Source organism: Paraburkholderia lacunae (assembly GCF_003353175.1).
Lineage (GTDB): Bacteria > Pseudomonadota > Gammaproteobacteria > Burkholderiales > Burkholderiaceae > Paraburkholderia > Paraburkholderia lacunae.
This window is the reverse complement of sequence record NZ_QHKS01000004.1, coordinates 350,427-362,768: the sequence shown is the minus strand read 5'-3', so window position 1 is coordinate 362,768 and position 12,342 is coordinate 350,427. Positions and strand designations below refer to the sequence as shown.

The 12,342-nt window shown below is 61.2% G+C and carries 11 protein-coding genes; 7 read left to right on the top strand and 4 right to left on the bottom strand.

Annotated elements, in window-relative coordinates; genetic code table 11:
* The first annotated feature begins 236 nt into the window (after positions 1-236).
* The 3 genes from DLM46_RS08335 to DLM46_RS08325 all read left to right on the top strand — a co-directional run bounded on the left by DLM46_RS08335 (position 237) and on the right by DLM46_RS08325 (position 3,128).
* On the top strand, positions 237-905 hold the full coding sequence (locus DLM46_RS08335) for a J domain-containing protein (protein ID WP_115100330.1): 669 nt from the start codon (positions 237-239) through the stop codon (positions 903-905).
* Between the two features lie 499 nt (positions 906-1,404).
* The gene (locus tag DLM46_RS08330; RefSeq protein ID WP_133300311.1) at positions 1,405-1,758 is read left to right on the top strand and encodes a hypothetical protein; all 354 of its coding nucleotides are present in this window, start codon (positions 1,405-1,407) and stop codon (positions 1,756-1,758) included.
* A gap of 359 nt (positions 1,759-2,117) precedes the next feature.
* Complete coding sequence (locus DLM46_RS08325) at positions 2,118-3,128, top strand: sodium:calcium antiporter (RefSeq protein ID WP_115100275.1); 1,011 nt, start codon at positions 2,118-2,120, stop codon at positions 3,126-3,128.
* Positions 3,129-3,392: 264 nt separating this feature from the next.
* On the opposite strand, the gene DLM46_RS08320 is transcribed toward DLM46_RS08325, so the two are convergent.
* The 3 genes from DLM46_RS08320 to DLM46_RS41095 form a co-directional block, all read right to left on the bottom strand.
* Complete coding sequence (locus DLM46_RS08320) at positions 3,393-4,127, bottom strand: DUF1571 domain-containing protein (RefSeq protein WP_165847928.1); 735 nt, start codon at positions 4,125-4,127, stop codon at positions 3,393-3,395.
* A 269-nt stretch (positions 4,128-4,396) separates the two neighbouring features.
* On the bottom strand, positions 4,397-5,200 hold the full coding sequence (locus DLM46_RS08315; protein WP_115100273.1) for an anti-sigma factor family protein: 804 nt from the start codon (positions 5,198-5,200) through the stop codon (positions 4,397-4,399).
* A gap of 391 nt (positions 5,201-5,591) precedes the next feature.
* The gene (locus DLM46_RS41095) at positions 5,592-5,675 is read right to left on the bottom strand and encodes a COG4315 family predicted lipoprotein (protein WP_115100329.1); all 84 of its coding nucleotides are present in this window, start codon (positions 5,673-5,675) and stop codon (positions 5,592-5,594) included.
* 1,060 nt (positions 5,676-6,735) lie between these two features.
* Between DLM46_RS41095 and DLM46_RS08305 the strand changes: the two genes are divergently transcribed.
* The 4 genes from DLM46_RS08305 (at position 6,736) to DLM46_RS08290 (ending at position 11,687) form a co-directional block, all read left to right on the top strand.
* Positions 6,736-7,155 (top strand): cupredoxin domain-containing protein, encoded by a 420-nt coding sequence (locus tag DLM46_RS08305; protein ID WP_115100272.1) that lies wholly within the window; start codon positions 6,736-6,738, stop codon positions 7,153-7,155.
* A 513-nt stretch (positions 7,156-7,668) separates the two neighbouring features.
* The gene (locus DLM46_RS08300) at positions 7,669-9,159 is read left to right on the top strand and encodes a DUF4331 domain-containing protein (protein WP_115100271.1); all 1,491 of its coding nucleotides are present in this window, start codon (positions 7,669-7,671) and stop codon (positions 9,157-9,159) included.
* Between the two features lie 39 nt (positions 9,160-9,198).
* Positions 9,199-10,557 (top strand): hypothetical protein, encoded by a 1,359-nt coding sequence (locus DLM46_RS08295; protein ID WP_115100270.1) that lies wholly within the window; start codon positions 9,199-9,201, stop codon positions 10,555-10,557.
* Positions 10,554-11,687, top strand: a complete 1,134-nt coding sequence (locus tag DLM46_RS08290) for a HupE/UreJ family protein (RefSeq protein ID WP_115100269.1) — start codon at positions 10,554-10,556, stop codon at positions 11,685-11,687. The genes DLM46_RS08295 and DLM46_RS08290 overlap by 4 nt, the downstream gene beginning before the upstream one ends.
* A gap of 26 nt (positions 11,688-11,713) precedes the next feature.
* On the opposite strand, the gene DLM46_RS08285 is transcribed toward DLM46_RS08290, so the two are convergent.
* Positions 11,714-12,340: a HupE/UreJ family protein gene (locus tag DLM46_RS08285; protein ID WP_115100268.1), complete on the bottom strand. Its 627-nt coding sequence runs from the start codon at positions 12,338-12,340 to the stop codon at positions 11,714-11,716.
* Between the last annotated feature and the right edge of the window lie 2 nt (positions 12,341-12,342).

The following is a 12,342-nucleotide window of genomic DNA, read 5'->3' as shown; positions in this document are numbered from 1 at the left end:
GCCGCGTCGGATAAGCATATGGCGAACGATTGTTTGGGGGCGCGATGACGCGCGGCTATGATCGGATCGTCTCCTCCATGACATCTCCTTGACATGGGACTCGGCCTCGCTACGCCAGTGGCGGGGCCATTTTTTTGCGGCGTTGCAGGTGCGCAATCGCTTGCGCTTCACAATAAAGCAGTCTTCCGCATGCTACGATGGTCCGCGAAGCGATTCCCGCCGAGGCCGAGCAAGCGATGGCAACCCTCTATGACACGCTCGGCGTGCACGCGCACGCCACTCCCGACGAAATCAAGCGCGCCTATCGGAAGGCCGCCATGAAATGGCATCCGGACCGCAATGCCGGCGCCGAACACGTGGCGCGCGCCACCTTCCAGGAAATCAAGGACGCGTACGCGATCCTGTCCGACGCCGCGCAGCGCAAGGTGTACGACGCGGTCTACGCCGAGCAGATGCGCGGCTGGGAAGCGCAGCACGCGCGTCAACAGCAGGCACAAGCCGAGCGCGAGGCCGCTGCGCGGGCGGCCGACGAAGCCGCGTATGCGGAAATGGTCTCGCTGGCCATGCGTTTCGCCGACGAAGGCCACAATCGCGACGTCCTGTTCGGCGTGCTGCTCGGGCGCCAATGCGAGGCGCGGCGGGCAGCGCAGATCGCCGACAGCGTCGCGGCATTGCAGGCGTCGCGGCGCGAGGCGGAAAAGGGTGTGGCGGCTGCTGCGACTTTTGAGGCCTCCGAGACGCCTGAGACTCCGGTGGCTTCCACCCAGGCTGAGGCGGCGGCCGCAAAGGACGAAGCCGCCAGCCCCGTCAATCACGCGAGGCCAGAAGAAACTTCAAACGACGCGCATCCGCTCGGTGCATTAAGTGGACTCTGGTATCAGTTTCTGAACGGCCTGCGGCTTTGATCCGCGGCCTTAGCTCGCGCATGCCGGTGCGCGAGGAGAGCGAGTCCGGCTCATTTGGGGTGCTCTCAAGATTACGGATTTTTTCGACACGAACCGGTGCAAGGCGATCAACCGGTTCAGCAGAAACTCGCCGCCTGAAGTCGAACGCTATCAAGCTGCCCATACACCACTCTTGACGTTAGCTCTCGGGCAAAACGCGTACGGCAAACAGTGTCGGATAGGCGTGATAACCAGAAACGTCACTCATAACGTTTTGCGACGGAATTTTCGGCGGTTCCGGCTTGCACCCCCACATTGTTGAGCCCGCTGCCAGATCGCACATATACTGAAGCGACGTGCGGCCATGCGAAAACTGGTTGCGCAGTTCTAGTGCCAGCGGGCCTGAGCGCGAGCATCGCGGCCGCTACTCTTATTGGACTATGGTCCAGTACCGCAGTTGGCAGTTGCGCCGATTGTCAGCGTCGTGTGAGCCTCGAGGCACCGTACCATGGAGGCAGGGATGCAGAGCGAACAGGTGTACTGGGTTTTCACCGTTGCCGTCGATCAGATGGACAAGTTCACGCCGCTGATACCAAAGCTTGAGGCCGCGACAGAGAAGGAGCCGGGCGCGCTGCAGTTCGAGTTCAACATCGCGGACGACCAGAAGACGGTTGACATCTTCGAACGCTACTCGGATTCGAAGGCGGCGCTGTTCCACCAAACGGAAAGCTTCGCCCCATTGTCGAACGAGTTCTTCGCTGTGGCCAAGCTCACTCGCTGGGTGATTTATGGTACGCCCTCGGACGAGTTCAAGAAGGCGAACACCGACTTCCACCCGATTTATATGACACGATCCGATGGTTTTGTCAGGTGACGGGATCGGCTCCTGGGCTTAAGGTCGCGAGTTTGGTAGCGGACATCAAACTGGCCCGTGTTCCGTTCGGCGCGCAGCGGTAGCCATATCTCCTTTGGGTCTCGGCTGTGCATACTTGCAACGGCCGACGGCTGTTTTGGGAGAGCGCGTCAACATACTCGGCCTGCGGCCGTGGCGCACTCGACCGGTTCGGTTTGGCGAGACCATGGGTGCATTGCGTCGTTCCTAGTCGGACGGCGGCGGATGCGCCATGGTTCGTCGACGTCCTACCTCGGAGGGCCCATGTTCTTCCCCATTTCCTGCTTCAACTACACCGCACATGCACTCGCGCCCGCTCTCTCTGCTGGCGGAGGTGCCGCATGACCCGGCTGTTTTTCGAACTGCTCCTCATGCTGGCCGTCATTCTGGTCGCGGCCGAAGTATTCACGAACGCTCTCGAACATCTGGGCGAGCGGCTCAAGATTTCCGAAGGCGTGACCGGCTCACTGTTTGCCGCTGTGGGGACCGCGTTGCCCGAGACGATGGTGCCGCTGCTCGCGCTGGCCGGCGGCACATCGAGCAAGCGCGTCAATGAGGAAATCGGTGTCGGCGCCATCCTCGGTGCGCCGCTGATGCTGGCCACACTGACCACGTTCTTGATGACGTTGGCCATCGTTCGTACGCGCGGTTTGCGCGGTTCCGTCGTGCCGGAGCGAAGCGGATTCGTGCGCGACATGAACTATTTTCTTGCTGCGTTCGGGCTCGCTGCTGTGGCGATGTTCGTACCGCATGACGAGTGGTATGTGCGCGCGCTATTCAGCGTCGGGCTGGTCGGTATCTACGTGCTGTATGTCGTGATGACATTCCGTGCGTCAGAGAAGCTCGTCGAAAGCGGACATGGCACGGAGGCGCCGGGCACCATGTTTCTGGCGCGACTTGGGGTTCCGACCAACCTCCTGACCATCCTCGTGCAACTGGCAGTCGGTGTGGCGCTGCTTGTCGGCGGAGCCAAAGGCTTCATCCACGGCGTGGAAGGCGTGTCGCGTGCGCTTGGCATATCGGCACTCCTGCTGTCGCTCATCATCATTCCCATTGCGACGGAACTGCCCGAGAAGGTGAACAGCATTCTGTGGATTCGACGCAAAAAGGACACTCTGGCATTCGGCAACATCACCGGAGCGATGGTCTTTCAGGGCACGCTGCTACCCGCCATCGGCATCATGCTGACGCCATGGGAGCCGCGTGTGGAGGTGCTAACAGGCGTCATCATCACACTCATTGCTGCTGCCTGGTTGCGCATTAACGCGCGAGCGGGCGGCCTGGCGGTCCGGGCGTTGCTGATGAACGGATTGCTCTATCTGGGCTACCTTTTCCTCACATTGACGCGGTAATCGCCCGACACCGCGTACACACTTCTATGAATACGCGTTTCAACGCTGCCTCCAAGGCGCTCCTCGGAGCTGCGCTGTCAGGCGCACGACGACACCGCTCGCCAGGACCCTGCCGGGCACAGTGTCGGCTCCCATAGTCGCTGGGCTGTTCTACCGCTGGAAGCAGTGTCGGGCAGGATAGCAAGCAGCGTGGCGTGACGGCGATCGGACTTATGCTCTATCGAGTTGATAGACCGGTGCGCGAACATTTCGCCGTACTCGGTGTCACTGGAAGCCGTATTCGGGGTTTCGCCGATCGAACGTAGTTTCGCTCCAGCGGTGAGGCACGACGTCTTCGAAATGGATCAGTTCCAATGGCCGGCCGCGTTCGTCCCACGCGGCTTCGCCGCGGGGCCAGGGGTGCTGAAGATCGAACAGCAGTCGCACGCGCTGCGCATAATGCGCAGGCGGTCCCGACGGAGCAGTCCACGTCCAGGCAAGCAACCGCATGCCACGCACGTTCACGAGTTCGATGCGGGTCGGCCTTTCAGTAAGACCCTCTTCACGAAAGCTGCGTGCGTCGTGCTCGACGATGCGTGCGATGAACTGCAGACCAAGATCGCGGACGCTATGTCGGGACTGGGTGTGCGCGAGCGGGCCGTCCAGGGCGATCTTGCCTGACACGAAATGCCATGAGCCGCCCAGATGGCCGAAGATGCTATCCCGGTCCGACGTTTCGTCGTAAAGAAGCTCCTGTCCCGCATGGTCGCCGTCAGGCAGCCATTTCGCGTAGACTTTTCGTGGGTTGTCCTGGTAACGGACAACCATGTGATCGGGCCGGTCGGGCCATCTGCCGAACACGCGCTCCTGCCGAAACATCCGGTATTCGCAGCCACCATCGGGGACCATCTCGGACCTTGCGTACTCAACGAAGGCTTCCGGCTTCATCGCGTCCATCAGGGACAGAATCTGCTCGTCGGTCAGGGAGGACAGCGTGTGGTTTTCGATCCGTGTTCGCAACGACCTCGCCTGTTCGTCCGCAGTGAGACACCGGAACGGGGCGACGTCCGCGCTTGCGGCATCCGACGTAGCGGCACCGGCGCATCGCGCCGACGTGCCGGATGACGCCGGCGCGATTGGGCTGCTCGATTGAGCCAGAGCGCCGCCTGTGACGACCAGGCACGTCAACACGAGCGCGCGAAACGACGTGTGCACGGTTGCGTGCCGTCCCGCAGCAGGCTGGCTGCTCCGGCTTGTTGGATGGTCAGAAATGCGAAATCTGTAAAGCATCACGGGTTCGAATCACCGCCGATAGCCAGGCCTCTGACTAGCCCCCCAAGCGCGCTGCATACGTCGATCGCCATAGCGCGCAATTGCGCCTCGGAGACGTGGCCAGTCAGCGCGCATCCCATTCCCTCACTGACCCAGTAGAACGTGCTGCGTTTGTCGTCACGAAACAGGTGGAACGCGGCCACGTTCTTTGGAACCGCGGCCACGTACAGGGTGATCCGGGCTCCGGCGGAGTTCTGGTACATGAATTGCGCTGCAGGACCGGAGTCGTCCGGCAGCAAGCGACCGCCGACAAGCGAATAGCCATATTCCCGGAGCGAAGGCACCAACAACGGTCGATCGAGGCGCCTGGACAGCCACTTGACGAGATGATCCTCCTGCGCCGCGGCGACCTCCACGGGGTGGCGTTGATCGGGCGCGTACACCGCGTAAGCGATGTCGGCTCGCTTCGCGAACACAGGCTGATCGACCGGGAAGCCCGCCAACATCCAGCCGGGTGCAGACCCGAGCACCACGCCCACGACCATGCAGCAGGCCGCCACGCCCGTTTGCTGCCAACAGGGCGGACGGCGTCGCACGACGATGCATCGCACGTCTTCTCGCGGGTCCCCGAACAGCGCTGCCAACGCAGTTTTTTGCGCGCGGTAATCGGCCACGCGGGTGGCTGCCTCCCGGTCGTTGGCTAGCCAGTCGAGCGTTGCCGCGCGTTCCGTCGCAGACAGTTCATTGTCGGCAAGCGACGATAGCAGCCACAGATCCGACTCGCCAGAGCCTTGATTCCTCCGGTCACTATCGTCGTTCATGGCTCGTCTCCCGCTACCCTGGTTCAACCCTTCGTGATACCTGAACCTCGTGAGTCAACCATCAGCAAGGTCCGGGCGCTGCGCGACGGGCTGGCAGCAAAACACTCTGCGATGCACGTCGCGCAGGACCCGCTCGTCGTCCCGCCCAGGGCTGCCAGGTCGGTCTCGAAGCGTGTAGGCAATCGCGCCCCCTACGACATCGTCACCACCATCGATATCCGCCACCTCCATTGCTGCTACCACCGCTGGATGTCGCGCCGACGCAATGCATGCTCCCGTCTGATGAGCATCTCGCCATGGCGACCGCTAAATCCATCAGGAATGCTACAAATAGTCGAGTCGCGTTCATCCTCGTTTCCAGTGAGCGCGGCCAGCGCGCTCATTGCCTGACCTACGGTTTCGCCACGTGCCGCATGCCCCTGAAGCCGTCACTGTTCATATCGCCGGACTTGCTGTCCGTCGCAAACCGGTACAGGCGGCGTCCTTTGTATGCCGGGCCGCCTTGTCATAGTCATCTGCGACTCGTCGGCGGCCAGTCCGCGGCATGGGCGCAGTCTCGCGCCCCCTGGCCGGGCAAGCGTGTCCTTGTCAATGCCGTAACGGGTGTTGCCGTCTTCGTCGACCCATTTGCCGAGGGCGGCCCTGAGCCCTTCGGCCAGCGGGGGAGCGGCAAGGCTCGCGCACGCTGGCAGCACGTTCGGGGTTCCGCGGATGATGTCCTCTTCCCGGTCAGGAACGGCATCCTGGGACGGCGGGGGCTCGGAGCGCCGCGCGCCACTGCAGTTAATAAACGTGCGGCGGGACCGTTATATTCCAGTCGGGCGGGATGAGCGTTTGGCGTGACGGCGCCGAAATTGTTTTCGCCACAAACGTCCGACCTTGCGGTCGGGCTCGACCTTTCGTCGACCCGCTACGCGCGCGAACGAAATAAGTTCGGGTTCGTCAGCGCTGGTTGCGCGTTGCAGTGTCAGCGTGCCAATGATCTGCGTCGGGGGGGGCGCCGGCGGCTGAGGTTCGCGTACGCGTAAGGGCCTACGGCGGCGACGCCCATCCCGAGCGCTGCCCGCACGCGGGAACGGCATGTGGCCTGGCTGGCTGCCGTCGCTCGTGTCAGCGCGCGCGGTAGTCGTTGGCGTTGCTCGAGCCTGCACGTACAGTTCCGATTCACTGGAGTACGTCATCGTCGAGCATGCATTTTTATCGGATAGCGACGGACATGAAAATATTTCCTGGACGCTGGAATAACCCCGCCGCGCTGACGTTTTAGTAATGTAGTGTGAGCAGGCCGGCAGAGTGATCAGCGCTCGAAGCGCATTCGAGCCTGGAGTTTATTGCCTCTGGCGACGACTACGACTCGGACGGTGGCCTAAGCAACGCTCGACCGTTATCTGTCGACTGGTGCCGATGTCGATAGACCGCGCGTCGGGTGCAGGCGTTTCGTCCGGCCCTTCTCAATGAAGCGCCCGAACATGGCATCACGCGTAGCGCAACCCGCCACACGCGGACGCTCGCGACGGTTTGCAGAGGTAAACGTCATGATCTCCAGTCCACGCACCGCGGTCTTCCTTGGTGTGACCGTATTCGGCCTCGTTTGCAGCCCTGGTTATGCAGAGGAGACGATTAAAGCCACCCTGCTAAAAAATAACACGATCCAGCTTGATACGAGTCGCGTCAAGGCAGGCACAGTCACGTTCGACGTAAGCAACGCACCGGACACCGCTCAGACCCATGAACTGGTGGTCCTCAAAACGGACCTGGCCGCCGATAAGCTGCCGGTTAAAAACGGACAAGTGCCAGAGAGCCAGTTCAAAAAAATGGGAGAGGTGGAGGACTTGGTGCCCGGTAAGGGCAAGCGTATGACGCTCAAGTTGGCACCCGGCCGCTACGTACTGATCTGCAACAGACCTGGCCATTACTCGATGGGCTTGCATGCGTCTTTGGTCGTCATGCCCTGACCCGCTTGCGTCATGGGGGCGCCCCGAGCACCATCTTCGGAATGTGGTGAAGGCCCGCGGGTTCATGTTTGTTAGGCATCGAACTCCGGCAGGAGTTGGCAAGCCAGATATTTGCGTCACAACCCTTTCGTATTCCCATCCGAACACCACCGACCGTCATGACGGTCGATGCCGGCAAGGCGTACGACCCTTCGTCCAACATTGCCGCGCGCAACGTGACGCCGCACGTGGCACGCAGCGATGAGTGCCTGGGTGGCAGGTAGTACGAACGATGGCCGCACTTCGCGACACGCGAACTACCACGTGAACCATGGACAGGCATCGAAGAACATTTCCGCGGGTGCATCACCGGTTACCGGATTTTCCAGACTATATATCGAGGGATGAGATGCGTCGGTCAGCACTCGCCTGCGTGAAATCCATATCACAGCAAAGAATCTTGCCTATATTGAGAAAGTGTCCTCCTTCCTGTGACGAACCGCCGTTCCGGCGTCGTATCTTTGAGGAGTTGCCATGCTTACTTCAGGATTTAATCTTCGACCGGTCTACTTCGCTTCGAAGCTGGTACTCGCCGCCGGAATTCTATTGTGTGCCGCCGCGAGCGTTGCTTACGCGTCGAGCCATCGCGAGGCGCCGCTGATTGCGACGATGCCGAAGGTGGATGGCACCGACTTCTACATGTTCAACAGCTATGAGCCGAACCGAAGCGGCTATGTGACGCTGATTGCGAACTACTCGCCTTTGGAAGACGCCTACGGCGGCCCGAATTACTTCGCCCTCGACCCCAATGCGCTGTACGAAATTCATATCGACAACGTCGGCGACGGTAAAGCGCATCTGACGTTTCAGTTTCGTTTCAGGAATACAGTGAGCAACGTCGCACTGAACGTCGGCGGCAAGCAGGTGGCGATTCCTCTCGTTCAGGCGGGCCCGGTGTCAGCAGGCGACTCATCGAAGCTGAACGTTAACGAAACGTACACGCTCAAGGTATTGCGTGGTGCCTCTCATGAAGATTCTGAGGGCGTGGTCACGGGTCCGGGCGGCATCACTACCTTCACCAAACCAACGGACTTCATAGGGACCAAGACGTTCGGCAGCGTAAGTGGCTATGCCAGCTACGCGCGGCAATATGTGTACACGATCAACATTCCCGGGTGCGGAGCTCCAGGGCGCGTTTTTGTGGGCCAGAGAAAGGAGTCGTTTGCGGTGGCGCTCGGCAAGACGTTCGACTTACTCAACCTGAATCCGCTGGGTCCCCGAAACGGCAATGCGAACGATCTGTCCGACAAGAACATCACCTCGATCGCGCTCGAGGTTCCGGCCCAGTGTCTGGTTGGCGAGCGCGGCACGTCGGTTATCGGTGGCTGGACGACGTCAAGCATTCGCAAGGAGAGGCTGAGCGATAGCGACGCCGCAGGTATATCGGAGAGGGGCTGGACGCAAGTTTCCCGGCTCGGGATGCCACTGGTCAACGAACTCGTGATCGGCTTGAAGGACAAGGACAAATTCAACAATTCGAAGCCCGCGAACGATGGGCAGTTTGCGGACTATGTGACGAATCCCACGCTTCCTGCGTTGATCGAGAGCCTTTTCCCCGGGGCCAAAGCGCCGACAAACTTCCCGCGCCTCGATCTGGTTTTCACATTCCTCACTGGATTTCAGGGACTCAATCAGCTGAGAACGGTCACACCATCCGAAATGTTGCGTCTGAACACGTCTATTCCGCCCACACCCAAAGGCAGTCAGAAGAATCTGGGGGTCCTCGCCGGTGACAACGCGGGCTTTCCAAACGGACGGCGGCCAGGGGACGATGTCGTCACGGCATCGCTCAGGGTGGTGATAGGGGTGCTGTGTACATTCAACAAGCCTGGAATCTTCGGCTGCTCGCCGTCCGACGCTCCGGCCGGAGCGGCTCCTCTGACAGATGGCGCAGCAATCGACGACAGCGTATTTGACAATTCTTTTCCTTATCTGACCACGCCGATCCCGGGCGCGATGAATTGATAACCGGGCAAGCGCAACCTGAATGAGTCGCAGCAGACCATGATGCGGCGCGGGGTTCACCCTGTCGCCGCATGGCAGACCGAGGCGGCCATGGCGCTAAAAAGATCGACCGCCCTCAAGGTGCTGCGGGCCTATCGTTCGAACCGGACGCGTGTCGTTAAAAGGGAAGCGAATGTGCGCCGCATCCTGTGCGTATCGTGCCTCATCGTTGGACTGGCAGGCGCGTTGGTGAACGCGGCTCCCGTGCGGCCGCAACAGGACTCACAGGTGCTGGAAACGCTCCCGCCCCGTGCGCACGACGCACTTAACTCGGCCATTGCGAGCATGCACGCAGCGCTGGCTGCGGGCGGTCAGAACTTCGACCTGGCGGCTGATCTCGCGAAGCGCCACCTGGAGCGTTTTCGGCGCGATCAAGATCCGCGCGACCTGGGCCAGGCCGAAGCCGCAATCGAACCGTGGCTCCGGCAGTCAAACCCACCGCCGCGCGCATTGGTGTTGCGTGCGAGCGTTCGGCAAAGCAACCATTTCTTTGCGAGCGCGCTCGACGATCTCGATCACGCAATTCACGCCCAGCCGGACAACGTGGAGGCGTGGCTGATCCGTGCGAATATCCTGCAAGTGCAAGGCCGCTACCTGGAGGCCCGGCAGAGTTGCGGTCGGCTCATCCTGATGAATACCGCCATCGCGGGAATATGCCTCGCCAATGTGGCAGCGGTCAGCGGCAGGCCCGAGCAGGCTTATCTCCTTTTGCAACAGCTTGCCGCGCAGATACCGCCGACCGATTCGCTCTACACCTGGCTGGTGGTCAGTCAAGCCGAAACGGCGGTCTGGATGGACAAGGAGGAAACCGCCGAACAGTTCTTCCGCAAGGCGCTGGTCGCCAGTCCGCGCGACGCATACCTCAAAGCAGCCTGGGCTGACTTCCTGCTCGACCGGAAACGGCCCAGGGAGGTCCTCGCTCTGCTCGCGGCCGACGTCCGGAACGACAACCTGCTCCTTCGTCTGGCGCTGGCAGAGAAACAGGCAGGGCTGAATGCTGAGCTGGCGCCTCATGTCGAAGATTTACGAAGCCGGTTTGCGGCATCCGCCGAGCGGGGTGATCGCGTGCATCTGCGTGAGGAAGCGATTTTCAACCTGAAACTCCTTAACGACCCGGAGAAAGCGCTTAGTCTGGCCGAGGCTGATTGGCAGGTGCAAAAAGAGGTCGCGGATTGCCGGATCCTGATGGAGGCGGCGATAGCCGCCCGGCAGCCTGCCCGCGCCGCTCCCGCGATGACATGGCTGAAGACCGCGCGATTGCGCTATCCGGTCTTGACGACACTCGAGGCGCGGCTGGCAAGCCTTGTCGTTGGAGCCGGGTCTGCGATGCGGGCAACGCACAGCAGCCCGTCTGCATGAAACGGCGAGCGCACGGGTGGCTGGCACTCTTCATGTTGTGCTGGGCTGCCGCGGTGCAGGCGCACAAGCCGAGCGACAGTTACCTGACGCTTACGGTCAGCGACAAAACGATTGTGGGCCGATGGGATATCGCACTTCGCGACCTGGACAATCCGCTTATCCTCGATGCGGACGGGGACGGCGTGCTGACGTGGGGCGAGGTCCGCGTCCGCGAAGCGGACATCAAGTCGTATGCCTTCACGCGGATCAAGCTTACGGGTGACGGGCGAGCGTGCACGATTCATCCAGGCGACCTGCTGATCGACCACCACAGCGACGGCGCGTACGCGGTGCTCGATTTCGACGTGACCTGTCCAACTCGACCGACCCGGCTTGGCATCGATTACCGCTTGTTTGCCGACGTCGACACGCTGCACAAAGGACTCGTACACGTCGTGAGCAACGGCGCTACAACAACGGCTATTCTTGGGCTCAGTCATCCGACCGAGATCCTGGACATACGCGGGAAGGGAGTCGGGCGCGCCTTCATCGATTTCGTCGGGGAGGGCATGTGGCACATCTGGCGCGGCTTCGACCACGCCTTGTTTCTCCTGTCACTGATGTTGCCGGCAGCTTGCGTGTTGCGCGGGAAAAAGTGGTGTCCTGCCGACTCCCCGGGGGCCGTGTCGATCGATGTATTGAAGCTCGTCACTGCGTTCACGGCGGCACACGCAATCACGTTGTCTCTTGCCACGTTGCACGTTGTGGCGTTGCCGTCGCGGTGGGTGGAGGTCGCGATCGCTGTGACGATCCTGCTTTCCGCGCTCAACAATATTGTTCCGCTGGTGCGCAGGCGCCGTTGGCTGGTCGCGTTTTCTTTTGGCTTGATCCACGGCTTCGGCTTTGCAAGCGTGCTGACCGATATGGCCCTCCCGACATCCCTGCTTGCGGCTGCCCTTGCCGGGTTCAATATCGGTGTGGAATTGGGGCAGATCTCGCTGGTCCTGCTGCTATTACCCATTCTTTACATCTATCGGTCAAGCCGTTGGTTTCGCCTGGCTACCCTGTACGGCGGATCAGCAGCCATCACGGTTTTCGCAACCCTGTGGATTTATGAACGAACGACGGGGCTGACAGTGCTTGCACTTTAGATGCCATTGACGGCCACGGAGATGACCTAGGAGAGAAGCAACGCACGTTGAGTGAGACTGAGCACGAGAAGCCCGATTGCTGCGGCCCAGCTGCCCGCGACGCGCACGGCAATGGCGATCCACGTGGGCCGTAGCCGCAGCAGGAACGAGGTCGCCGCGACCGTGTAGGCGATCAGGATGAAGCTCGCGACCGCCATGCCTGCGATGAAAACGCCTGGGCGGATTTGACCGATGATGGCTGATCCGTTTGCATACCCGTGGGTCAGGCCGAACCCGACCGATAGAATCAGGATCAGCCATGACGGCAACGTCAAGGCAGCCGCAAGGAGTGAACCCAGCAATACGGCTGAGACAACATTGAGCAGGAGAACACCACGCAGATCCGGAACTGAAAGGGCAGCGCACGCGCCGGCCGCCATGGCAGCCGGAAATGCCCAAAGCACGAATTCACATCGTTTCAGGCCGTTCTGCCCTGCCAGCGCGCCGAGCACCAGCATGGGCAAGACATGTTCCGGCGACGTCAACGGATGCAGCATCCCGGCGTAAAAGTCGCCCGCGCCCTGGTACACCGCGTGTGCTTCGGCTGATGCAAGCAACATCAGCGCACTCAGACCGGCAGCGGCTTGCCGGACCACCCGGTGCAATGCGCGCATGC

What these genes read in the sequence shown, in the direction of transcription:
- DLM46_RS08335 (WP_115100330.1), top strand. Translation starts at nt 237, where the DNA reads ATGGCAACCCTCTATGACACGCTCGGCGTGCACGCGCACGCCACTCCC.
- DLM46_RS08330 (WP_133300311.1), top strand. Translation starts at nt 1,405, where the DNA reads ATGCAGAGCGAACAGGTGTACTGGGTTTTCACCGTTGCCGTCGATCAG.
- DLM46_RS08325 (WP_115100275.1), top strand. Translation starts at nt 2,118, where the DNA reads ATGACCCGGCTGTTTTTCGAACTGCTCCTCATGCTGGCCGTCATTCTG.
- DLM46_RS08315 (WP_115100273.1), bottom strand. Translation starts at nt 5,200, where the DNA reads ATGAACGACGATAGTGACCGGAGGAATCAAGGCTCTGGCGAGTCGGAT.
- DLM46_RS08305 (WP_115100272.1), top strand. Translation starts at nt 6,736, where the DNA reads ATGATCTCCAGTCCACGCACCGCGGTCTTCCTTGGTGTGACCGTATTC.
- DLM46_RS08300 (WP_115100271.1), top strand. Translation starts at nt 7,669, where the DNA reads ATGCTTACTTCAGGATTTAATCTTCGACCGGTCTACTTCGCTTCGAAG.
- DLM46_RS08295 (WP_115100270.1), top strand. Translation starts at nt 9,199, where the DNA reads ATGATGCGGCGCGGGGTTCACCCTGTCGCCGCATGGCAGACCGAGGCG.
- DLM46_RS08290 (WP_115100269.1), top strand. Translation starts at nt 10,554, where the DNA reads ATGAAACGGCGAGCGCACGGGTGGCTGGCACTCTTCATGTTGTGCTGG.
- DLM46_RS08285 (WP_115100268.1), bottom strand. Translation starts at nt 12,340, where the DNA reads ATGCGCGCATTGCACCGGGTGGTCCGGCAAGCCGCTGCCGGTCTGAGT.